This is a genomic window from Acinetobacter sp. YH12039 (assembly GCF_013420015.1).
Taxonomy (GTDB): Bacteria; Pseudomonadota; Gammaproteobacteria; order Pseudomonadales; family Moraxellaceae; genus Acinetobacter; species Acinetobacter amyesii.
The window spans coordinates 62,755-84,615 of sequence record NZ_VOZA01000013.1 but is presented as its reverse complement, the minus strand read 5'-3'; the positions used below and the strand labels follow the sequence as shown (position 1 = coordinate 84,615).

Annotated in this window: 22 protein-coding genes; 9 read left to right on the top strand and 13 right to left on the bottom strand. The window is 41.1% G+C overall.

What is annotated here, in order from left to right; translation table 11 throughout:
• The first annotated feature begins 33 nt into the window (after positions 1-33).
• Entirely contained in the window at positions 34-1,152 is a 1,119-nt protein-coding gene (gene dnaJ, locus FTT98_RS08005; RefSeq protein WP_111885156.1) for a molecular chaperone DnaJ, read from the top strand.
• 84 nt (positions 1,153-1,236) lie between these two features.
• Here the strand turns inward: dnaJ and FTT98_RS08000 are convergent, their stop codons facing one another.
• The gene (locus tag FTT98_RS08000) at positions 1,237-2,880 is read right to left on the bottom strand and encodes a PglL family O-oligosaccharyltransferase (protein WP_180177242.1); all 1,644 of its coding nucleotides are present in this window, start codon (positions 2,878-2,880) and stop codon (positions 1,237-1,239) included.
• A gap of 198 nt (positions 2,881-3,078) precedes the next feature.
• On the opposite strand from FTT98_RS08000, the gene dapB reads away from it, so the two are divergent.
• Both dapB and FTT98_RS07990 read left to right on the top strand, forming a co-directional pair.
• On the top strand, positions 3,079-3,900 hold the full coding sequence (gene dapB, locus FTT98_RS07995; protein ID WP_078194102.1) for a 4-hydroxy-tetrahydrodipicolinate reductase: 822 nt from the start codon (positions 3,079-3,081) through the stop codon (positions 3,898-3,900).
• 58 nt (positions 3,901-3,958) lie between these two features.
• On the top strand, positions 3,959-4,603 hold the full coding sequence (locus FTT98_RS07990) for an START domain-containing protein (RefSeq protein ID WP_180042057.1): 645 nt from the start codon (positions 3,959-3,961) through the stop codon (positions 4,601-4,603).
• A 44-nt stretch (positions 4,604-4,647) separates the two neighbouring features.
• Here FTT98_RS07990 and FTT98_RS07985 read toward each other — a convergent pair whose 3' ends face one another.
• Positions 4,648-5,064, bottom strand: coding sequence for a hypothetical protein (locus FTT98_RS07985; protein ID WP_257220817.1), 417 nt, complete (start codon positions 5,062-5,064; stop codon positions 4,648-4,650).
• 107 nt (positions 5,065-5,171) lie between these two features.
• On the opposite strand from FTT98_RS07985, the gene FTT98_RS07980 reads away from it, so the two are divergent.
• Positions 5,172-6,608, top strand: a complete 1,437-nt coding sequence (locus tag FTT98_RS07980; protein WP_180042056.1) for a PLP-dependent aminotransferase family protein — start codon at positions 5,172-5,174, stop codon at positions 6,606-6,608.
• A gap of 71 nt (positions 6,609-6,679) precedes the next feature.
• Here the strand turns inward: FTT98_RS07980 and FTT98_RS07975 are convergent, their stop codons facing one another.
• The 11 genes from FTT98_RS07975 to FTT98_RS07925 form a co-directional block, all read right to left on the bottom strand.
• Complete coding sequence (locus FTT98_RS07975; protein WP_180177241.1) at positions 6,680-7,702, bottom strand: NAD(P)-dependent alcohol dehydrogenase; 1,023 nt, start codon at positions 7,700-7,702, stop codon at positions 6,680-6,682.
• 25 nt (positions 7,703-7,727) lie between these two features.
• Entirely contained in the window at positions 7,728-8,297 is a 570-nt protein-coding gene (locus FTT98_RS07970) for a DNA-3-methyladenine glycosylase I (RefSeq protein WP_180177240.1), read from the bottom strand.
• Between the two features lie 20 nt (positions 8,298-8,317).
• Positions 8,318-8,563, bottom strand: a complete 246-nt coding sequence (locus FTT98_RS07965) for a hypothetical protein (protein ID WP_180003637.1) — start codon at positions 8,561-8,563, stop codon at positions 8,318-8,320.
• Between the two features lie 15 nt (positions 8,564-8,578).
• On the bottom strand, positions 8,579-9,106 hold the full coding sequence (locus tag FTT98_RS07960; protein WP_180066619.1) for a M23 family metallopeptidase: 528 nt from the start codon (positions 9,104-9,106) through the stop codon (positions 8,579-8,581).
• Positions 9,107-9,173: 67 nt separating this feature from the next.
• Positions 9,174-10,220: an A/G-specific adenine glycosylase gene (gene mutY / locus FTT98_RS07955; protein ID WP_180042050.1), complete on the bottom strand. Its 1,047-nt coding sequence runs from the start codon at positions 10,218-10,220 to the stop codon at positions 9,174-9,176.
• Between the two features lie 153 nt (positions 10,221-10,373).
• A complete protein-coding gene (locus FTT98_RS07950; RefSeq protein WP_078191628.1) occupies positions 10,374-10,733 on the bottom strand; it encodes an HIT family protein in 360 nt (119 codons plus the stop codon).
• Positions 10,734-10,784: 51 nt separating this feature from the next.
• Entirely contained in the window at positions 10,785-11,525 is a 741-nt protein-coding gene (locus FTT98_RS07945; RefSeq protein WP_180177239.1) for a dienelactone hydrolase family protein, read from the bottom strand.
• A 191-nt stretch (positions 11,526-11,716) separates the two neighbouring features.
• Positions 11,717-12,409 (bottom strand): FKBP-type peptidyl-prolyl cis-trans isomerase, encoded by a 693-nt coding sequence (locus tag FTT98_RS07940; protein WP_180011068.1) that lies wholly within the window; start codon positions 12,407-12,409, stop codon positions 11,717-11,719.
• A 54-nt stretch (positions 12,410-12,463) separates the two neighbouring features.
• Positions 12,464-13,177, bottom strand: a complete 714-nt coding sequence (locus FTT98_RS07935) for an FKBP-type peptidyl-prolyl cis-trans isomerase (RefSeq protein ID WP_180041214.1) — start codon at positions 13,175-13,177, stop codon at positions 12,464-12,466.
• Positions 13,178-13,363: 186 nt separating this feature from the next.
• Positions 13,364-15,502: a polysaccharide biosynthesis tyrosine autokinase gene (locus tag FTT98_RS07930; RefSeq protein WP_180041216.1), complete on the bottom strand. Its 2,139-nt coding sequence runs from the start codon at positions 15,500-15,502 to the stop codon at positions 13,364-13,366.
• An 86-nt stretch (positions 15,503-15,588) separates the two neighbouring features.
• Positions 15,589-16,665, bottom strand: a complete 1,077-nt coding sequence (locus FTT98_RS07925) for a polysaccharide biosynthesis/export family protein (RefSeq protein ID WP_218954607.1) — start codon at positions 16,663-16,665, stop codon at positions 15,589-15,591.
• Between the two features lie 409 nt (positions 16,666-17,074).
• On the opposite strand from FTT98_RS07925, the gene tviB reads away from it, so the two are divergent.
• From tviB to FTT98_RS07900, 5 genes are all read left to right on the top strand, one after another.
• Positions 17,075-18,352, top strand: coding sequence for a Vi polysaccharide biosynthesis UDP-N-acetylglucosamine C-6 dehydrogenase TviB (tviB, locus tag FTT98_RS07920; protein WP_180041218.1), 1,278 nt, complete (start codon positions 17,075-17,077; stop codon positions 18,350-18,352).
• 15 nt (positions 18,353-18,367) lie between these two features.
• Positions 18,368-19,390 (top strand): NAD-dependent epimerase/dehydratase family protein, encoded by a 1,023-nt coding sequence (locus FTT98_RS07915; protein WP_180041220.1) that lies wholly within the window; start codon positions 18,368-18,370, stop codon positions 19,388-19,390.
• A 10-nt stretch (positions 19,391-19,400) separates the two neighbouring features.
• Entirely contained in the window at positions 19,401-20,573 is a 1,173-nt protein-coding gene (locus tag FTT98_RS07910) for an oligosaccharide flippase family protein (RefSeq protein WP_180041222.1), read from the top strand.
• Positions 20,573-21,166 carry a DapH/DapD/GlmU-related protein gene (locus FTT98_RS07905; RefSeq protein ID WP_180003620.1) on the top strand — a complete coding sequence of 198 codons (594 nt, stop codon included), beginning with the start codon at positions 20,573-20,575 and terminating at the stop codon, positions 21,164-21,166. The genes FTT98_RS07910 and FTT98_RS07905 overlap by 1 nt, the downstream gene beginning before the upstream one ends.
• A 120-nt stretch (positions 21,167-21,286) precedes the next feature.
• Complete coding sequence (locus tag FTT98_RS07900; RefSeq protein WP_180041224.1) at positions 21,287-21,835, top strand: acyltransferase; 549 nt, start codon at positions 21,287-21,289, stop codon at positions 21,833-21,835.
• The last annotated feature ends 26 nt before the right edge of the window (positions 21,836-21,861 follow it).

The following is a 21,861-nucleotide window of genomic DNA, read 5'->3' as shown; positions in this document are numbered from 1 at the left end:
TTAAATTAAATTCCGTGAGGAGCATCGCCAGACATGGCTAAACGTGATTATTATGAGGTTTTAGGTGTATCTAAAACCGCAAGTGATGATGAAATTAAAAAAGCCTACCGTAAGTTGGCGATGAAGTATCACCCTGACCGTAATCCAGATAACCCAGAAGCTGAAGAAAAATTCAAAGAAGCTGCAGAAGCATATGAAGTTTTATCGGACAGCGAAAAACGTAGTATGTATGACCGTATGGGACATCAAGCTTTTGAAGGCGGCATGGGCGGCGGCGGTGGCTTCGGTGGCGGTTTTAGCGCAGAAGATATCTTTAGTCAGTTTGGTGACATATTCGGTGGCGCATTTGGCGGTGGTGGCCGTGGTGGTCAGCAACGTGCACGCCGTGGTTCAGACTTACGCTATGTTATGGAGCTTACCCTTGAGGAAGCTGTGAAGGGCGTGAAAAAAACCATTACCTTTACTGCGCCAGCGCCATGTGATGCCTGTGATGGTAAAGGATCTAAAAATCCGAATGACGTTGAAACCTGTAAAACCTGTCATGGTGCCGGTCAAGTGCGTATGCAACAGGGCTTCTTCTCTGTGCAGCAAACCTGTAGCACCTGTCGTGGTCAAGGTAAAATCATTAAGAACCCATGTAATAAATGTCATGGTTCAGGGGTTTCTGACCGTCAGCAAACTTTAGAGGTGACCATTCCTGCAGGTGTGGACAATGGCGACCGCGTACGTTTAAGTGGCAAAGGCGAGGCGATCCGTGATGGCCAAGCAGGCGACTTATATGTAGAAGTGGTGGTACGTGAACACGAAATCTTCCAACGTGATGGCGCTGACCTATATATGGATGTGCCTGTAAGCATTGCAGATGCTGCATTGGGTAAAGAAATTCAAATTCCGACACTCGATGGTCGTGTGAGCTTGAAAGTACCTGAAGGGACTCAAACTGGTAAATTGTTCCGCTTACGTGGTAAAGGTGTGAAGCCTGTACGTACCAGCATGACCGGTGACTTACTCTGCCGTATCGTGGTGGAAACGCCTGTGAACTTAACGGCTCGTCAACGTGAATTGTTGAAAGAGTTACAAGACACGATGGATGGCGATGACAATAAATCATCTCCGAAGAAAAAATCATTCTTCGACCGTTTGTTTGATTAATTGAAATGATTTGCTTGAGTTCGCTGTGATGTGAACTCAGGTATAAAAAAGCCTGCATAATTGCAGGCTTTTTTATTGAGCGTTTTAAGGTTTCGGCTGTGCTGTAGGCGGTAATAAACTCTCATAGCTCATGTCGAGCCTATAGATATTTTTAAGACGCTGTAGCTGATGACGTGCTTCAGCCTCACGACCATTAAATGCCAATAAACGTGCATATTTAATGATGTGGTATTTCGCTGGATAGCTGCGAACCAATTTTTCAGTATCCTGAATGGTTTGTTCAGAAACGATGGAATATGGATTTAAACGAATAATCGCTACCCGATGTCTAAATTCCGTGAGTAAATAGATCGGCGCATGGTTGGTGATTTTCTCCGGTGTTTTTTCATATTTTGATGCCTGACCCAGCTGAATCGCTGCATTGGCATAATCGCGATAAATCACCGTAATCAGCACGGCGCCAATCACGAAAACAATGCGGATAAACCACGGAGACAGACTCAATGTAGCCGTCTCTGGCTTCGCTGCTTGAAGAATGCCGATAATAAAACCCGCAGGCAGTAAGAAGTATGCGTAGTTTTGCGGAAACTCCAACATGGCATGAATAACGAAGACACCGACCATCAATAGGGCAATCACAGATAATGCAGACTTGGCTAACTTCTGTAATTGGATGCCCCAATAAGCGAAATAGGCCAAGAACGGCACACCAATAATGGTGCCATTCCACAATAAGAAATCCAAAATAAAGTTGTGTGAGCTACGAATCCATACAGGCCCTTGCACCGTGTCAGAGATCGAGACAAAAGCGCTACTGGTTTGATGCCAACCATAGCCAAACCAAGGCTGTGCAGCTACGGCATGCGCCATTTGTTGCCAAATGGCTAAACGAGACATATCGCCACCAGCACGTTTGACTACGTCACGACTTTCTTGAATATTCATGTCGGACATTTGGCTCATGATTTGACTTAATTTTGGCATCAATACAATCAGTGCCACAAAGCCGATAAACCAGGCCAAGCTGTAAAACCAGCGGAGACGGATATAATCTTTGTGCTGTGCATAAGCCAAGTAGACTAGGACACAGATACTTGCCACCCAAGAGGTGCGAGATTGGCTGAGCGCAACTCCAATTAAAATAGGAATTGCACAAGCGACTAAATAGCGGGTTTTAACTTTTTGCTGTTCATAAACATATAAGCAGGCTAACAAGGACATGAGCAGAAACGTGGCCATGTTATTTGGCTGAGCAAAGTTTGCAAATGGGCGCGTAGTTCCACTAATTTTCATCACAAAAGGAAGAAACGAGTCGAAATCTAACCACTGACATATTGCGATGAGTCCCGTCATGACCCCAGATGCAACAAAGGTATAGCTCAGGTATAGGAATGTTTTTTCGCGTTTTTCCGTACCTTGAGATAGGCTAAAACCAAGATTGATACACAGCCAGAAGCTGAACACAAACAGCATACAGAGCAAGGCGATACTAAAATAATATACCTGCCCAAAAGCCAGTTGAGCAAAGGGAATCAACGCCAAGAGCAACAGGGGCAAGGAAATTTTTGCCACCATGAGCTTTTCTTTAAAGAACGTTGCCGCTAAGGCAAACAGGGCAAAGAAGGTATAAAGCTCACCGGTATACGTGGCCCAAGGTCGGTAATGAATCGGAATCAGCCATGCTAGTGCAATACAGACTGCCGCACAAAGATACAATAGGGTTTTCATGAATATTCAAGATCAATAGAACGCGCCTATCATACCGTGAAAATGCCCAAACTTGGTGAGGGAATAGTCAGCGTCTGTCGTAGAAGTTGATTTGCACAATGACTCCAGAAAATGCAGGATTTTTTTGTTTGTAACTTAGCCTGTGCATGGAGTTTTGATATAGTAAGACCAATTTCGAATCAACATTAGGAAAATGTTATGTCAGCAGCTCCACGTATTGGTATCTTGGGCGCAGGCGGTCGTATGGGACGCATCTTAATTCAGGCGGTTCAGCAAGCTGGTTATCAATTGGCTGCTGCGGTAGAACGTCCTGAAAGTAGCTTGGTCGGTGCGGATGCCGGTGAACTTGCAGGGATTGGCGCGGTTGGCGTAAAGGTTGTCGGTAACCTAGCTGAAGTTTTAAAAGATTGTGATGTCGTAATCGACTTTACTGCACCTGCAGCAACGGCTCAGCATCTTAAACTTTGTCGTGAAGCAGGCGTTGCGATTGTCATTGGTACCACAGGTATGAATGATGAGCAAAAAGCTTATCTCGATGAAACAGCTACAGAGACTCCAGTGGTCTATGCAGCGAACTATTCTGTCGGTGTAAACGTTTCAATCAAACTTCTTGAATTGGCATCAAAAGTGTTTGGCGATACTGTGGATATTGAAGTGATTGAAGCTCATCATCGTCATAAAGTTGATGCACCATCAGGTACAGCGCTAATGTGGGGCGAAGCCATTGCCGGTGCTTTAGGACGTGACTTAAAACAAGATGCTGTGTATTGCCGTGAAGGTCATACGGGTCCACGTGAACGTCAAACCATTGGCTTCCAAACGATTCGTGGTGGTGACATTGTCGGTGAACATACTGCGATGTTTATTGCGGATGGCGAACGTGTTGAAATTACCCATAAAGCGACTAACCGTATGAACTTTGCCTCTGGTGCAGTACGTGCAGCTGCATGGGTAGTTGGTCGTGAAGCACGTAAGTACGATATGAAAGATGTACTGGGTTTTAACGATATTGACGTATAAAAGCGCGTTAAAATCCGTTATAACAACAGCATAAAATTAAAATAAGACGATCAATGGAATGAAAAAAGTCATCTTTATGGCCTGTGCTGTCGCATTCACTGCGGCAGTACAAGCGAAAACTATGGATAATGCCAAACTCACGATTAATAAAAATAATATTAAAGTTTGGACCTACCAAAATGCTCAAAATCCTGTCTTTCAATACAAAGCTGAAACCAGTTTTGATGTACCCATTGAAAAAGCGGTTTCCCTGATTTTAGATGTGGAAAATGCAGTGAATTGGGTCCCTTATATGGGCAGTGTCAAAGTATTATCCCGCGATGACCAGAAAGGTGAATTCAGTTTATATATGGTGTTGGATTTTCCTTTTCCCTTGAAAGACCGTGATTTGGTGGTACAAGGCAAAATGCGTAAAGATGCACAAGGCATTATTAGCATCCAAAATAAAGCGGTGAAAAAAGGTTATCCGATCAATCCCAATTATGTACGCCTAACCGACTATGAGGGCGATTGGACCTTCCAGCGTTTAGGCAATCAAAAGGTCAAAGTTTCGACCTATGGCTACGCCAATCCGGAAGGTTCCATTCCGCTCAGTTTCGTGAATATGTTCGTGCAGCAACAGCCTTATCAAATGCTACAAAAAATGAAAGTGCAGCTGGGTAAAAGCAAAACTGTTGAGACCTTTCCCGAAATTTTAAAATAAGCACCAGTAATGATTCAGTTCAATATGAACGATCAATGACTTCGCTACTCAGGCAGGCGAAATGCAGTCAACTGCTGCATGTGTTGTGTTTCTGGAAGTTCGATACTGAGTAAGGTCTGTTCTGGAAATTGATGCGGATGTAACTTGATTTGAAATTGCCGCGCAGTCAATTGTTCACAGGCAAAGCGAAGTTTGGCTTGCTGCGGCATCATATTCATACCGTTTTCAGATTTGGCTTTATAAATATATAGCTTTTGATGTAACCCGCCGCTGGTGATTGGTTGGATCTGCTCAAGTTCATATTGCGTCAGTTTTTGGGCACTCAAAAAACCTTGAATTAAAGATTTACAGATAAAATTTTGCTGGCTTTGAGCTTGAGTGTGCTGTTCGGGTTGGCACGCCATAAGCGTGAGTGTGCTGATGATGATTAGACCCGCTCGAAACTGCGTGAAGTCATTCATTTAATTGTCCCCCTATCGTTATTTTTGAGATATCAACCTGATGCCATCAGCTTAAATCTGTTAACTTAATGGGTACAGATACAAGAATGATTAAAAAAAGGGTACAGATGGCTTTTCAATATCAGCAGCTTGCGCAGCAGTTGGCACAGAAAATTTATAGTGGTGAATTGGCCGCAGGGCAGCGTCTGTATGCGCTACGTCAATTTTCACAGCAGCATCAGATCAGTTTAAATACCGCGAAACGCTGCTATGAATTACTTGAAGCCAAAGGCCTCATTTATGTCAAAGAAAAGTCTGGTTATTTTGTACAATCCTCACAGAAAGCCCAGCAAATTGCCGTGCCGAATCATCCTGATTTTGATTCCCGACCTCGTGAAATTTCGAATTTAGAATTGCAAATTCAGATCCATGAAGCATCTGCAAATAGTCGCCTGATTCATTTGGGTTCAATTCAGTTGTCCCCCAATTTTGTTCCTGTTGAAGCAATCAGACGTTCAATCCAAAGGGCATTAAAGCATTGTAAACCAGAAGATTTTTTATATAACAATCGGCAAGGTCATCCACAATTGCGTGAAGCTTTGTCGGCACATTGGGCTGAAGATGGTTTTTACATGCCTAAGGATGATATTTACATCAGCAATGGTTGTATGCCTGCTTTGTCAGTGATGTTGCAAAATCTAAGTGCGGAAGGGGAGAGTGTCATTGTTCCGACGCCGAACTATAACGGGCAATTGCAATTATTGGCTTTATTGAAGCGGGAAATTGTTGAAATTCCTGCCAATACGGAAGGTTTTGATTTAGATCGTTTAGAGCAGGCAATGCGGGATTCAGGCGCGAAAGTATGCTTATTGACTGCAAATTTTCAAAATCCTTTGGGTTTTTGTTTAAGTAATGAAGATAAGGAACGAATTGCACAACTGGCTGAAAAATATCAATGTTATGTGATTGAAGATGACATTTATGCTGAGTGTAGTTTCAATGCAAAGCGACCATTGCCTATCAAATATTGGGATCGGGCGGGCTATGTGATCTATTGTGGGTCGATTTCAAAATCTTTATCACCCTCTTATCGAGTGGGGTGGTTTTGCCTTCCACCACATTTGCAACATTTGCATCCTAAATTACTTTTGCAAAATGATTCGGTGAATACGCCTTTGCAGTTAGGACTTGCAGATTTGATTTTTAGTCGTGCTTATCGCCAACATCTTGCTGAATTGCGTCCTAAATTAATGGTGCAAGTCGAGCAGTATCGTCAGTATATTTACGATGCTTTTCAAGGGGTTGATATCCGTCTGAATCGGCCTCAAGGCAGTTATGCACTGTGGTTGCAGATGCCTGAACAAATAGACAGTTTGGCGCTGTATTACCATGCGCAAAAACATGGCATCAACATTGTGCCAGGTTTAATTTTTGGTGAGGACAATCGTTATAACAACTGTATTCGTCTAAATGCCGGGCATGAGTTGTCTGTAGATATTCAGCAGGCCATTTTGTTGCTTGCAGATTGGGTGCGTAAGGAATGCAGAAACACAAATGTCATCTAGATTAATGAGTCCATAAAGCATACAAAAAAAAGCCTGCATGCAGCAGGCTTTTTGGGCTTAGATTTTTGCCGTTAAAAATCAGCTTTCAACACGATACGATAACGCACGTTTCCTGAATGCAAACGTTCAATCGCTTCATTCACCTGAGACATTGGATACATTTCAATTTGTGGAGCGATATTTTGACGTGCAGCGAATCGAAGTAATTCACGCAGTGCTGCAGGAGAGCCTGTTGATGAGCCAGTGACAGATTTAGCACCACTGATCAGCATACCTGCGGGGATTTGCATCGGCTCAAGTGCTAGGCCAAGCATGTGAACGCTTCCATTCGGTGCCAAAGTCGAAAGATAGGCTTGCCAATCCAACGTCACATTGACTGTGCTTAAAATCAAATTGAACTTCCCACGCTGCGCTTTAATTGCAGCAAGATCACGACTATTCACCACATGGTCAACACCCATGGCTTTAAGTTCATCGGTTTTATCTAAGTTTGAACTGAACGCGGTAATTTCACAGCCCCAAGCTTTGAGCAGTTTAATTGCCATATGACCTAAACCACCAATGCCGATCACGGCAACATGGTGAATGGCCTGAATTTGGTGCTGTAAGATGGGATCAAATACCGTAATCCCGCCGCAGAGCAGAGGGCCAGCACTGGTTGGGTCGAGATCATCTGGAAGCGGAATAACCCATTGCCAGCCTGCACGGACTTTGTCGGCAAAGCCACCTGCATGACCGACGATCGTCGCTGTCTTGGTTCCAGTACATTGCACTTGGCGACCATCGATACATGGGTCACAGTGTTGACAACTTTCTGCTGTCCAGCCAATGCCTACACGCTGTCCGATTTTCAGTCCTTTGGCTTCGCTGCCGAGTTGGGTAATGGTTCCAATCACTTCATGCCCTGGGACTACAGGATATACCGAAGATTTCCAATCATTTTGGATAATAGAAATATCTGAGTGACAAAGACCGCAATACTCGACTTTGACTTCAACCTGATGGGCTTGTAATTCACCTGCATCAAATTGATAGGGAACAAGGGCTTCACCACTGTTCATTGCTGCATAGGCGTGGATTGTATTGTCACTCATTATTCTATCCTTTCTGTTTTTGAGGTCATTCTTCGTGCTTGTATTTAAAGTCACAGTGATTTTCATGATCGTTAACCATGCCAATGGCTTGCATCAGAGCATAGCAAGTCGTTGGGCCGACAAATTTAAAGCCATGCTTTTTTAATGCTTTGGACAAGGCCTGACTTTGAGCGGTTTGTGCAGGGGCGCTGCGATATTCAACTACATCATTATTGGCAATTTGTCCTTCGACAAAACTCCAAAGAAATTCCACAGGATGAATCCCTTGGGCTTTTAACTGTTGCCATGCTTTGGCATTATCACGAATGGCAGTGAGTTTGCCGATATGGCGAATCAAACCTGAATCTTGCAATTTTTCTTGTAATTGTAGGTCACTCAACGCTGCAATTTCGGCAATGGGATATTGAAAAAAATGCTGCTGATAACAGGCCCGTTTTTTCAGCACAGTAATCCAAGACAGCCCTGCTTGCTGTCCTTCAAGACACAGCATTTCAAAGAGATGCTGCTCATCAAAACTGGGTTTAGCCCACTCAGTATCGTGGTAGGCAATATATAAAGGATCTTCGGAGCACCAAGCACAGCGTTGTATCGTCATGTTGAATGCTCCTTTTTGACTTAAATTTTAAAAGCTGTCCATTGGTCGTTTTTATTGTCCCAATACAACAGTTCCGCTTGATCGAGATCGGCAAATTGAATCCATACATCTTTACCTGATTTGTCTGCGTAGCCGGTGCTGATGAGTAATGCTTCTTCAGTGATCTCCATGATCCAGCCCTGATAAGACTGTCCATTGAGGCTGATTTTTTGTTGATTACCAGATTCTGCAAATTCCACCAGACGATTGATCAACGCTTCTGACATGTATGTTTCCTAAAATTAACGTAAATACGGATAGGGGTTAACGGCATTGCGACCTTTACCACCCAAGTAAATGCCATAATGCAAATGTGGTGCAGTATGTCGAGCATTGCCAGTATTACCTACATAGCCAATGACATCACCTTTTTTGACATAGTCGCCGACGTTTAAGCCACGTTTATGACCATCAAGATGCGCATAATAATGCCAAGAACCTGCGGGCCCCATAATCCATATCACTTTACCACCCAAATTGTTATTACGTAAGTCAGCAACTAAACCTTCTGTAGCACTGAGAACTTTTGTTCCACGTGGAACAATAATATCAATGCCTTCGTGGCTTCGTCCTTGGCTACGCGCTGCGCCCCAAGTGTCCTTGAGCTCACTTCGTTTGACTTGATGAACAGGAACAGGCAATTGATTGGATAAACGCATGTTTTGTAATTTTTTCACTTCATGAGCAGGCAATGTACTGCCTGATGGTTTAGGTGGAGTCGACGTACAGGCGCTGAGTAAAAGCAAAATAAAACCAATACCGCCGAACAACCCTTTGCGAAGCTGAAAAAATCCTTGAGTCACATTTGTCCCTATACAATTGATGAGCAGTTCAAAACTATGGCATAGAATGGCTTTCGAGTTCTAGCGTAGAAATGAGTTTTTTCATGGCAGTAGGAATACCGAGAGCAGTGGCTTGTATCGGTGTAAACCACTGTGCGTTGCATTCAATGGCTAAATGCTCTTTTTGATCGGCAGCAACGGTAAATACAGTAGCCTCTAAAAGCCAAGTGAAGTGGGTAAAGCTATGTGATATTTGCACTTGAGTGGTGGTAGGTTTCAGACCAAGCTGCTGAGTGTGGGATTGAAACTCATGGGGTTGATCAAAAATAGGTAAACACCACAGACCACCCCATAGCCCGCTATTCGGACGTTGTATCCACAGCCATTCTCCTGCAGATTGAATCAGCATGACTTGAGCTTCTCTTACAGGAACAGGCTTTTTAGGCTTTTTATAAGGTAATTCAGTTTCTAAACCTTGAGCATGTGCTTTGCAGTGCTGTTGCATGGGACAATATAAACAGAGCGGTTTTTTCGGCGTGCAAACGGTTGCACCCAGATCCATAATCGCTTGGGTATAATCGTGGTTGCGTTCAGTGGGGCAGAGCTCTGTCGCCAGTTGCCACATGGCCCGTTCATGTACAGGTTTCGATAAATCATCTTCAATAGCAAAGAAACGAGACAATACACGCTTGACGTTGCCGTCCATAATCACGCCATATTGTCTTAAACCCAAAGACATCAGCGCACCCGCGGTAGACGGGCCGATGCCCGGTAGTTCCATCCACTGCTCAAGATTGCTTGGAAAATGTCCCTGACGTGCAACAATACCCGCGGCTTTGTGTAAGTTCCGAGCCCGTGCATAGTAGCCTAAGCCAGCCCAATAGGGCGCCACATCATCCCAAGAGGCATGGCCTAAATCTTCAACAGTCGGAAACCGTTGAATAAATCGATCAAAATATTGTAAGACGGTTTTGACTTGAGTCTGTTGTAGCATAATTTCTGAAACCCATACTTTGTAAGGGTCATCCTTCACTTGCCACGGTAAGTCATGACGACCATGGACATCAAACCAGTCGAGAAGGGCATCAGAAAAGTTAAACATGCAATACAGTCAAAATTGAAAAAACCTGCCTAGTATACATCTTTCAATAGTCATTCTTTTTGTTCAAAACGAAAACTGTATATCAGGGGAAATGCAAAAATAGTGGCCATCAAAAAAGGAGCCGAGGCTCCTTAGTGAGTGTAAATTTAAAGTTTAGCTTTTAAAGCCCCAGCGGGTATCGAGCGCCAATGTTTGGTTTTCATAACGTGGAATAATGTGAATATGCACATGTTCAGTGGCTTCGCCAAAAACTTGTCCATCATTAAACCCAATATGAAAGCCAGTGGGTTGATAGCGTAAATTTAATTCATTACGCGCTTGTTCAAGTAAGGACATTAAACTTTTACGTTCTTTATCAGTAATTTCAAAAAATGAACCAACATGCCGTAGTGGGACAATGACAGCATGTCCTTTAGACAGTGTATGTGGTTCAGGAAGTACAACACCAAAATCATTTTTTGCAATAACGTCATATTCGTCAAAATTGCAATATGGACAATTGAGTTCTGTCATTGTGCTCTCCTCATTTTTATAAATTAAATATTGGTAGTGGTTCTTATGGCTTTAAGAACTAAGCTGGCGTGCTAACAAGGCATACATGGCTGCTAAGCTTTGCTGTTCTGCAGCAGCGTTATAAGCTAAATCTACGCCGTTGGCTTTAGCACGTTCATCCGCCATTGGGTTGCTAAAGCCATGTTTTGCACCTTCAAAAATATTGATTTGATACTTCACTTGGGCAGCATCCATTTCATTTCTAAAGGTTGCAACATCTTCTAAGCTCACCATCGAGTCGAGCTCACCATGTTGCACTAAAATCTCTGCTTGGACTTGTCCTGCTTGTGCAGGAGTCGCTGTAGAAAGTGTTGCATGGAAGGTCACCACAGCTTTTAATGCAGCACCTGAACGAGCTAAATCCAGCACGACTTTTCCGCCATAGCAAAAGCCTATTGCTGCGAGTTTATCTGCATTTACTTCTTTTTGCTGTGCCAAAGTGTTTAATGCAGCAGACGCGCGGGTCACAATGGTGTTGGCATGATCAAAAGTCTGCATCATCCATTCATAAGCTTGCTTGGCATCTGTGGTGACTTTTTTGTCACCATACATATCCAAAGCGAAAGCAGCATAGCCTTGTTCTGCCAATTCGCGCGCACGTTGTTCGGTATATTCATTGCGTCCCCACCATTCCGGGGCAACTAACACACCTGCGATCGCAGTGTCTGACTCTGGTGCGGCAAAATAGCCAAAAAGTTGAGTTCCATCAGCTGCTGTATATTGAATTTCGCGAGTCTTAATTTTAACGGTCATGGTCAAATCCTTATGTGCGGCTACGCAGTTGATGAAGATTTAAGATAAAGGGAAATGAGTTTTTGTGAAATAAATATAAGATATCAATGTGAATTTTAAGTCAAATCAATCAAAAAAATTGTAAAAGAAAATAATGGAACGATGAAATATTGAGGAGCACCGAGATTTGTCGATGCTCCTGAAGGGAGTAGTTATTTCGGGAGAACTTCAATGAGCTCTACATCAAAAATCAGCGTGCTATTTGGCTCAATGACGTCTGCTGAACCAATTTGACCATAGCCTAAATTTGCAGGAATGAAGAAGCGATATTTTGCACCTTCTTTCATCAACTGTAGACCTTCCGTCCAACCCTGAATGACTTGGCTCACTTGGAACATCGCAGGTTGGTTACGTGCAATTGAACTATCAAAAACAGTGCCATCAATTAAGCGACCTTCATAGTGAACTTTCACTGTTGAATTGGCTTTAGGTGACTTACCTTTGCCAGCTTGAATGACTTGATACTGCAGGCCAGATTTCGTGACCTGAATGCCCGGTTTTTTGGCATTTTCAGCAAGGAAAGCTGAACCAATGGTGGCATTCGCATCCGCTTTTTGCTTCAGTTCAATCAGTTGTTTCGCTTCGGTTTGCTTTTTATATTGAGTTAAGGCACGGGTCATTTCTTCATCTGTTAGTGACGAGGCTTGACCTTTAGATGCTGCCTTTAAACCTGCAACAAAAGCATCAATATCTAAGTCCTTAATGGATTCAGCATTACTGCGTCCCATTAAATAACCAAAACTATAACCGACTTGTTCTGCAGCACTACTTTTATTACTGACATCTTTGGCAAATACAGTGCTTGAGCAGAGTGCCAAACACAACATACTGATCTGTAATTTCATGACCGAGTCTCAAAATAAAGCAGGAGAGCGAAAAGCTCTCCTGTACCGGTTTTATTATTTAACTTCAATGAGTTCTACATCAAAAATTAAAGTACTGTTCGGTGGAATCGTTCCCGGAACACCTTGAGCACCATAACCTAGGTTTGAAGGAATATACAAAGTGGCTTTGCCACCTTCTTTCATTAACTGTAGACCTTCAGTCCAACCTGGAATCACTTGGTTCAACGGGAATTCAATTGGCTCGCCGCGCTGCACTGAACTATCAAATACTGTGCCATCCACTAACTTACCTGTGTAGTGAACTTTTACAACCGATGTTGCTTGCGGTTGTTTACCTGTACCTTCTTTCGTTGTTAGGTACTGTAAACCAGAAGCAGTGGTTTTAACCCCAGCTTTGCTTTTGTTTTCCGTTAAGAAATTATCACTGCTACTTTGTGCTTGCTTATTGCTTTCGAGCTGCTTATTTTGCATTTCTTGTTGGAACTCAGCATATGCTTTTTGTAATTCTTCTTCAGTATATGCAGGTTTTGCACGAGCATGACCCGCACGAACGCCCGTGACAAAGCTATCAATATCTAATTCTGGAGGCGTTTGATGGGCAACTTCATAACCAAGTGCATAACTGATTTTAGCGACAGCAGAAGCATTGGCAGCTGGTTGAGTTGATGTTGCTGATTGCGTAGCAGGTGTTTTAGTTGCAATGTAAACAGGAATTAATGCAGCACCACCTAAAATAGCAGCAACAGCAATTGGTAAGGCTTTACTCATAGTTGTTCCAAAATATTTTAATAGTCAAAATAAGTAATCGTATACAAGCTTATCATAGCTTAAACAAACCAGTATTATAATTAATAAAATAATAACAGTAATAGTGTTTTGTATTTAAGTTTTTGAAATGATTGAATATACCGCTCTTATTGGATTAGAAAGAGCGGTATTGAAAAGATTAGTTTTTTAAACTAAAAAAGGGATTTTTGGAACACCATTCAAAATCACGCCATCAAATTTAAAACCTGAATTTTTAAAATACTCTAAAGCTTTTTCTAATTCATTTGTTGTAGTTAAACTTGAATGAGAGACTAATACATGAGTATCTATGTGTTTAGCTAATATTACACTATCAGAAAAATCAATGATTGGTGAACTATTTAAAATCACTAAATCATACTTTTGGGTTAGTGTTTCAAGCAGGGTAGTGAGTTTATCGTTACTGAGAGTTGAAATTGGGTTAGGCACTTTATTACCACAAATAATTATGTCTAAGTTTATTTGTTGGGTAGGCACGATGATGGTATTTGACTCTACTTTAGATTCTAAGTAGTCGCTTAAGCCAGCTTGATTATTTATATTGAAATATTCGTGAAGATGACCATTTCTTAGATTAGTATCAACAAGTACCACTTTTAAATTGAGCTGCGCTAGTACAATTGAAATGTTCGCAGCTAAAGTTGTTGTACCAATATTTTTAGAAGTACCTATAATTTGAAAGATCGGTTTTTGTTTAAGTTGAGTTGTAGAATAAATTGCATTAGCTGCTTGGCGTATTTGTTCAACAATTTTTTCAGTTGGGTGATTAATGGCTAAAGTAGGTAAATAATTTTTTGATTTACTATTGAGTTGGTCTGATTGTGAAATTTCACCAAAATTCTTAATATCATGCTCACGTACAATAAGACTAAGATTTCGGATACCTGTATTCATCAAGTTGCGAAGAAGGGCAATGAATACACCGATGAAACCTCCAACTAGAATTGAAGCAATAAGTACAATAAGTTTTCGTGGTTTTATTGGTTTAACGGGTTCAACAGCAAAGTCAATAATATCTACTTTACCTAATTCACCTGCTTTCGCTACATTTAAAGTTTGGTAGGTACCTAATAAATTAGTATACAGTTTGTTTTTAATTTCAACATCACGATAATATTGCAAATATAAGCGTTGTATTTCTGGAAGTTTTTTAACTTTTCCATTAATTTCAGTGATTTTAGAGCTAATTGTTGCTAATTGAGCACCAATGGCTTGCATTGCTGGATGTTCAGATGTGTATTGAGCGCTTAATTCAGCTTGTTTTTGTTGAAGTAGAATTTTTTGAGTTTCAAGCTCCATACTTTGTTTTAGATATAGCTCAGATTCTTCTTTAACATCAATTGTTCCGAATTTTTCTCTGAATTGGTTGAATTGTCGCTCTGAATTATCTAAATCATTTTTTAATTCAGGTAGTTGCTTTTCTAAAAATGCAACTTGTTGATTTTTATCAGCTACACTGCGATCAATATCTTGCGCTTTATAGATATTAAGGACTGTATTAAGAACTTCAGGAATATTGGTTTTGTTAATACCTTGATAAGTAAGTTCTAATATGCCAGTACCTTTACCTTTTTCTTCAACATTAAAATCATTGAGTACTTTAGACATAGCCGCAGGTAAGGAGTGCTTTTGAATATTGAATATTTGTTCAGATACGACTGAGCCAGAAATGTTAATTTTCCAACCTGTATGATTTAAAATATGATTAAGCTCTCCTTTAATTAATAAATTATTTGTTTCTTCATCAAAAATTGAGTATTGGTCATTATTAATTTTTAAAACTAAAGTTTTATTTTCATATTCTTTAGGTGTAATGAACTGAGTAAATTTTAGTTGATTATTATTTGTATTTGATGAAAATATAATGCCTTTTTGATTGTAATCTAAACTAGACTCATCATTATAAAAAACTTTATGTAGAATATTTTCTTGCGGATGAATAGATAGATCTAAATTTAAATTTTGGATTGCTTGGCCAAAAATCGCACGTGATTTTAATAATTCAATTTCACTTTGTGTTGAATTTCCGCCTGCTCCACCTAAGCCAGCAAAACTTGCCATAGCTGCCATTTCAGAGCTTAGTTTGGCCAAGGGACTTGTACTATTTGATTTAATTTGTACTAATGCATCAGTTTGATAAATAGCGTCACTACTGCGTAAATATAAAATTGCACAAATAAAAGTGAAAAATGTACAAAGTATAATTAATTTCCACTGTGCAATAAGTGTAAAAAATAACTCTTTTAAATCTATTGTGTCATCTTGCAAGTTTGATTCTGTGTTCATGTATTTACTGCTAAAGAATAAGAATGAGATTGGTAATTAGGGAAAATATTTAATGACTTAAAAAGACATTTTAATAATATAAAACTTTACTGACCAAACCTATCTAAATTATAAATCATATTTGAAAAAGGAATGACTTGGTTAACCACACGTTGCCAGCGAGCTAAACCAGTTGCATCAACATATACAATATCATTGCTACGCATTTTGAACTGGTTTGCGAGCCCAAAGTCACCAATACTGGTTAAATCTAAATTGTAAATTTCAGTCATTGAGCTATTCATATCACTACGAACTACATAAATTTTGCTACGATTCGCTGAGAGTGAGTTAAGCCCTAGGCTTTCACCAAGGACATCACTGAGGCTCATGCCTTGTTCACGCATTGGTAAAGATTGGTTTTTGCCAGACTCTCCCATCACATAAATTTTTTGGTTTTCACGTGAGTTGACATAAATTGTGTCATTTGGTTGGATGAGAAGATTATGTAGTGAATAGCCAGCCTGTTCTAATTGGATAGTATTTAACGTATAGGTTTGTCCGTGGCGTACCAAGGTAATAGACGTATTGTCGCCAAATTGCGTATTTACGCCGCCAGCAAGACCAAGTGCAGTATATACGCTGGTAGGTTGGTCGGTCAGATTAAATTGACCACCTTTCATTACGTTACCTTGGACAGAGTAACGTTGACCTTGATAGGAAAGGACGCGAACAATCACATCTGGGGTTTTCAAGTAACGAGCGAGTTGACTACGCAATTCCTGATTGACTTGAGTGAGTGGCTTGCCTGCAGCTTTATAACGACCAATAATCGGAAACTGAATGTAACCACTTTGATCAATTTGATAACCATTTGCTTGGGAAGCATCATTATTATTTACTGTATTATTAGGTGGGGTGATTTCTGGGTAAGCCCATAAATAAATCGTGAGGATATCGCCTGAACTTAAGAGGTAGCTCTTTTGATGTTGATTAAATAAGTGAGCAAAATTTTGTTGGTTAACCTGAGCGGGTTGAACAGCAGCTAAATTTTCTTGAGTTAGTTTAATAACATTAACTGTCGAACCTAAATCAGTTTGAAATGTGCCTTCTTTAGGAAGGTCATAGGTTTGTAAGCCTGAAGTAATGGCACAACCCGTCATACTTAGACTCAAAGCTAACATGCAGCTATAACGATAGTAACTCACTCGAATACAAATCCTATTTATAAAATATTTGAATCATTAAAATGCGGGCTAAAGCACCCAAATTACTCATTTTAGATTACTAAGTTTATACTATTCACTTTGCAGAATATAGCTTAACATTTGTTTTAATTCGTGTGTTTAGTCAACACATGCATGGATGAATATCTTTTAAAGATCTTAAAGATCTTATTGTTATTTAAATTTTCTTGAGATGAGCAATGTTGGTCTTATAGGGTGAATCGTTTAATCCTATAAATCTTTTTTGGTTAAAATTACAGTCGACATAGAACATCATTACACAATCGAAATTTGATTTTCTGATATAATTTAACGCTATTTACAACATAACGATGATTGATGATTCATCGATGACATAGGCTTCAGTATGTTACAACTCTCCGAATTAAAAATTGCCATAATCGGATTAGGTTATGTCGGTTTACCGCTAGCTGTTGAGTTTGGAAAAAAAGTTCCCGTGGTGGGCTTTGATATTCATCAGAAGCGTATTGATGAATTACGTAGCGGACGTGATCATACTTTAGAAGTCTCTCCTGAAGAGTTAGCACAATCGGCTCAGTTAAGTTACAGCGCAAATTTAGAAGATTTAAAAGACTGTAATTTCTTTATTGTCACAGTGCCAACCCCGATTGATGAATATAAGCAGCCGGATTTAACCCCGTTGGTGAAAGCCTCAGAAAGCATTGCAAAAGTGCTGAAAAAAGGCGATATCGTGGTGTATGAATCGACGGTATACCCGGGTGCAACTGAAGAAGTGTGTATCCCTGTTTTAGAGAAAAATTCAGGCTTAGTATTTAATCAGGATTTTTATGCAGGCTATAGCCCTGAGCGTATTAACCCGGGTGATAAACTGCACCGCGTGACGAATATTTTAAAAATCACCTCAGGTTCTACGCCTGAAGTCGCTGATTATGTGGATCAAGTTTATAATTTAATTATTGAAGCAGGCACACACAAAGCAGCCAGCATTAAAGTTGCCGAAGCGGCGAAAGTCATTGAAAACACTCAGCGCGATGTGAATATTGCCTTAATTAATGAATTGGCATTGATTTTTAATAAAATGGGCATTGATACTGAAGCGGTATTACAAGCGGCAGGTACTAAGTGGAATTTCCTGCCGTTCCGCCCGGGTTTGGTTGGCGGTCACTGTATCGGTGTTGATCCGTACTATTTAACCCATAAAGCGCAAGCGATTGGTTATAACCCAGAAATTATTTTAGCGGGCCGCCGTTTAAATGATGGTATGGGGGCTTATGTGGTCACTCAGTTGGTGAAAGCTATGCTGAAAAAACGCATTCAAGTAGAAGATGCCAAAGTCTTAATTTTAGGTTTAAGCTTTAAAGAAAACTGTCCGGATATCCGCAATACCCGCATTATTGATATTGTGAATGAGCTGAAAGAATACCATATTGATGCTGATGTCTATGATCCTTGGGTCGATGGAGCTGAGGCTGAACATGAGTACGGCATTAGCCCTGTGCAGGCGCTGGAAAATGGCAAGTATGATGCTGTAATTTTAGCGGTTGCGCATCACCAGTTTAAAGACATGGGCTTAGATGCGATCCGTGCGTTGGGTAAAGCTGATCATGTGCTGTATGACTTGAAATACGTGTTATCTCAAGCTGAATCTGATCTTCGTTTGTAAGAGGGGCATACCAAAATGAATCAATATCAACAGGTATGTGAAAACCTTAAAACAGCGCCTAAAACATGGCTGGTCACAGGTGTTGCGGGCTTTATCGGCTCGAATCTTCTCGAAACATTGCTCAAGCTCAACCAAACCGTAGTGGGTTTAGATAACTTTGCTACAGGTCATCAGCATAATTTGGATGAAGTGCAAAGTTTAGTGACTGCTGAGCAATGGGCAAAATTCAGTTTTATTGAAGGTGATATTCGCCAGTTTGCCGACTGCAAAAAAGCCTGTGCCGGTGTGGATTATGTCTTGCATGAAGCTGCTTTAGGTTCTGTGCCGCGTTCGATTGCCGATCCGATCACGACCAATGATACCAATATCAGCGGTTTCTTAAATATGCTTACTTCTGCGCGTGATGCAGGTGTTGCCAGCTTCACATACGCCGCCAGCAGTTCAACCTATGGCGATCATCCTGCATTGCCAAAAGTCGAAGAAAATATTGGTAATCCGCTTTCACCGTATGCAGTGACCAAATACGTGAATGAATTGTATGCCGATGTATTTGCACGTACATACGGGTTTAAAGCGATTGGTTTGCGTTATTTCAACGTGTTTGGTCAGCGCCAAGATCCAAACGGTGCTTATGCTGCGGTGATTCCGAAATGGACGGCATCAATGATCGCTGGCGAAGATGTCTTCATCAATGGTGACGGTGAAACCAGCCGTGATTTCTGCTTTATCGATAACACGGTTCAAGCCAATATTTTGGCGGCAACTGCATCTGATGACGCTAAAAACCAAGTGTATAACGTGGCTGTGGGTGACCGTACTACGTTGAATGAGTTATATCGTGCCATTCAGGTGGCACTTGCTGAAAATGCGGTGAACTTTGAGCGTGATCCTGTGTACCGTGAGTTCCGTGCGGGTGATGTACGTCATTCACAAGCCAGCATTGCCAAAATTGAGCAAGGTTTGGGTTATGCACCGCAGTTTAAAATTGCCGAAGGCATTCAATTGGCCATGCGTTGGTACGTCAATAACTTAAAATGATCTTGAACCGATGATTGCGAAACTCTTCGCAAAGTATCAGTCCATTGGACTGATTACCTTAAGTTTACTGGCAGGTGCGATAATGACATTTATCGCACTTCCTGTTTTAACACGTCTGTATTCTGTTGCTGACTTTGGCGCGTATGGCATTGCTTTGGCGATTGTCAGTGTGCTTTCAACAGTAGCCAATTTGCGTTTGGATCAAGCGCTATTGGTCGCTGAGGAACAAGATAAAAAAAGCCTGATCTTTGAAGGGGCTATATTCTCAACAGTAATCGCTGTGATGAGTAGCATTGTTATCAGCTTGATTTTAAATATTGAAATGGCGTTTGCTGTTGCAACGGGTGTGCTTGCCAATACGCTGATTCAGAGCGTTTATAATTATCAATTTGCTGTACATAAAGAATATTTTTGTGCAGGTCTAAATATTTTTAGAAGTGCGATCGTCGTTGTAGTACAACTGAGTTTGCCACTGTTCATGCAGATCAGTCTGGTCAATAGCTACAATGTCAGCTCGATCCTGATGATCGTGGCGATGTTGCTCTACCTATTGAAGTATCAGCTCTATCAAGTCAGTTGGCAGGCATTTAAACATTATCAAGATTTTATTTATGCCAATACCCCGCATGCCTTGCTGAATAGTTTTTCGCATAACTTGCCGTATTATGTGGTGTCGCATTTTGTCGGTGTGCAGGCGATGGGTTTCTATGCCATTGTCGAGCGGACTTTACGTGTGCCGATCAACCTGATTTCGCAAACCTTGCGTCAGTTCTTTATTCGCAAATTTAAAACCACGGATTCCAATCAAAGTGCTTTAAAGGCGAGTGTACTACTCAGTCTGGTTTCACTGCCATTATTTGCTTTGGTCTTTGTATTGCCTGAATCTTTATATTTATGGGTTTTTGGCAGTGAATGGGTGGGTATTTCGAGCTATTTCCAAATTTTAGCTTTGGGCTATTGGGCGATTTTCTGTAATCCGCCAAGCTCAGCTTTTCTGATTGCTAAGCGCAATAGCCAAGTGCTGTTTAAGTTGCAAATCGTAGAACTCATGATTAAGTTCGCTTTATTTGCAGGCTTCTATGCAGTCTTTGCTGATAAGGTATATATGTTGCTTGCGGTGCCTGTAGCACTGATCATTTATAATTTTGCCATTTTATATGTGGTGTGGAGAAACAAAAGCTGATGTTTTTTAAACTGTTAAAACTGATAAATTGGTTCACTGCACAATGCCGTCAGCAATTTTATAATGTGGCTTTTGGCACCAAATTTCGTTATTTCGGCAAAGCCTGTACGGTCGATATTAGCGGACAAGTGAAGATCGGCAACAATGTTTATATTGGCGATCATGTCAGTTTAATCGTCGAGCAAGGTGCAATTTTAGAAATCGCGGATAACAGTTTTATTGGTGAAAGTTGTTATATCAAATGCTTTGGTGGCAAGGTGTCGATTGGTAAAGATGTCAGCATTAACTCGAAGTCATTTATCAATGGCTGTGGCGGTGTCAGCATTGGAGACAACACCCGCATTGGCACGCAAAGCATCATTATTGCCAGTAATCATAAATTTGGTGAACCTGATGTGTTGGTGAAAGATGCGATTACCAAACAAGGCGTGAGTTTGGGTGAAAATATTTGGCTTGGTGCACGGGTGACGGTACTTGATGGTGTGAAAATTCCAAGTGATTCGGTGATTGGCGCGTGTAGCCTCGTCTCGAAACCTTTGGATGAATCAGGTATCTATGTCGGTAGTCCTGTTAAAAAAATCAAATCGCTCTGATCTTTTTTTTCATCCTGTATCGTGACTGCGGTTTCCATATCGTAAAGTAGATTTTCAGCGTAAAATATTCAGCTTAATTTTCTCCCTTTTGATTTTCTGATCCTGACATAGGTCATGCGTATGGCATTTATGGTTTCTGCTTTTCGACAGCTGTTTGATCTTGCTTATTTTATGGCGAAGGGCAGTGTGGCTTATGCACGTAAAAAAGGTGTGAAAGTCGGTGAAAACTGCCGAATCTATATTAAAAGTTGGGGCTCAGAACCGTTCTTGGTTAGCATTGGCGACCATGTGACGGTCACTTCAGGGGTGAAATTTATTACCCATGATGGCAGTACCTGTCTAGTCAAAGATGAGCAAGGGAAGCGCTATCAACGCTTTGCCCCAATTCAAGTTGGTTCGCATGTGTTTATTGGGGTCAATACCATTGTAATGCCAGGCGTGAGCATTGGCTCAAATGTGGTGATTGGTGCAGGCTCAGTGGTGACAAAAGATATTCCTGATCATAGCGTGGCGATTGGTGTGCCTGCCAAAGTGGTATCCAGTTTTGCTGATTATCAAGCCAAAATTCAAAGCACCTGTGCCAGTGACAGTGAGCTTACTGGCATCACGGATTATCGTGAGCGTGTTGAGCGTGCCATGGCGATTCAAGCCTCAAAAACACTGCATTAATATTCTCCCATTTTAAAATTTAGGTC

Excerpts from the sequence above, each read along its gene's own strand:
- dnaJ (WP_111885156.1), top strand. The coding sequence starts at position 34 with ATGGCTAAACGTGATTATTATGAGGTTTTAGGTGTATCTAAAACCGCA.
- FTT98_RS08000 (WP_180177242.1), bottom strand. The coding sequence starts at position 2,880 with ATGAAAACCCTATTGTATCTTTGTGCGGCAGTCTGTATTGCACTAGCA.
- dapB (WP_078194102.1), top strand. The coding sequence starts at position 3,079 with ATGTCAGCAGCTCCACGTATTGGTATCTTGGGCGCAGGCGGTCGTATG.
- FTT98_RS07990 (WP_180042057.1), top strand. The coding sequence starts at position 3,959 with ATGAAAAAAGTCATCTTTATGGCCTGTGCTGTCGCATTCACTGCGGCA.
- FTT98_RS07985 (WP_257220817.1), bottom strand. The coding sequence starts at position 5,064 with ATGAATGACTTCACGCAGTTTCGAGCGGGTCTAATCATCATCAGCACA.
- FTT98_RS07980 (WP_180042056.1), top strand. The coding sequence starts at position 5,172 with ATGGCTTTTCAATATCAGCAGCTTGCGCAGCAGTTGGCACAGAAAATT.
- FTT98_RS07975 (WP_180177241.1), bottom strand. The coding sequence starts at position 7,702 with ATGAGTGACAATACAATCCACGCCTATGCAGCAATGAACAGTGGTGAA.
- FTT98_RS07970 (WP_180177240.1), bottom strand. The coding sequence starts at position 8,297 with ATGACGATACAACGCTGTGCTTGGTGCTCCGAAGATCCTTTATATATT.
- FTT98_RS07965 (WP_180003637.1), bottom strand. The coding sequence starts at position 8,563 with ATGTCAGAAGCGTTGATCAATCGTCTGGTGGAATTTGCAGAATCTGGT.
- mutY (WP_180042050.1), bottom strand. The coding sequence starts at position 10,220 with ATGTTTAACTTTTCTGATGCCCTTCTCGACTGGTTTGATGTCCATGGT.
- FTT98_RS07950 (WP_078191628.1), bottom strand. The coding sequence starts at position 10,733 with ATGACAGAACTCAATTGTCCATATTGCAATTTTGACGAATATGACGTT.
- FTT98_RS07945 (WP_180177239.1), bottom strand. The coding sequence starts at position 11,525 with ATGACCGTTAAAATTAAGACTCGCGAAATTCAATATACAGCAGCTGAT.
- FTT98_RS07940 (WP_180011068.1), bottom strand. The coding sequence starts at position 12,409 with ATGAAATTACAGATCAGTATGTTGTGTTTGGCACTCTGCTCAAGCACT.
- FTT98_RS07935 (WP_180041214.1), bottom strand. The coding sequence starts at position 13,177 with ATGAGTAAAGCCTTACCAATTGCTGTTGCTGCTATTTTAGGTGGTGCT.
- FTT98_RS07930 (WP_180041216.1), bottom strand. The coding sequence starts at position 15,502 with ATGAACACAGAATCAAACTTGCAAGATGACACAATAGATTTAAAAGAG.
- FTT98_RS07925 (WP_218954607.1), bottom strand. The coding sequence starts at position 16,665 with ATGTTAGCTTTGAGTCTAAGTATGACGGGTTGTGCCATTACTTCAGGC.
- tviB (WP_180041218.1), top strand. The coding sequence starts at position 17,075 with ATGTTACAACTCTCCGAATTAAAAATTGCCATAATCGGATTAGGTTAT.
- FTT98_RS07915 (WP_180041220.1), top strand. The coding sequence starts at position 18,368 with ATGAATCAATATCAACAGGTATGTGAAAACCTTAAAACAGCGCCTAAA.
- FTT98_RS07910 (WP_180041222.1), top strand. The coding sequence starts at position 19,401 with ATGATTGCGAAACTCTTCGCAAAGTATCAGTCCATTGGACTGATTACC.
- FTT98_RS07905 (WP_180003620.1), top strand. The coding sequence starts at position 20,573 with ATGTTTTTTAAACTGTTAAAACTGATAAATTGGTTCACTGCACAATGC.
- FTT98_RS07900 (WP_180041224.1), top strand. The coding sequence starts at position 21,287 with ATGGCATTTATGGTTTCTGCTTTTCGACAGCTGTTTGATCTTGCTTAT.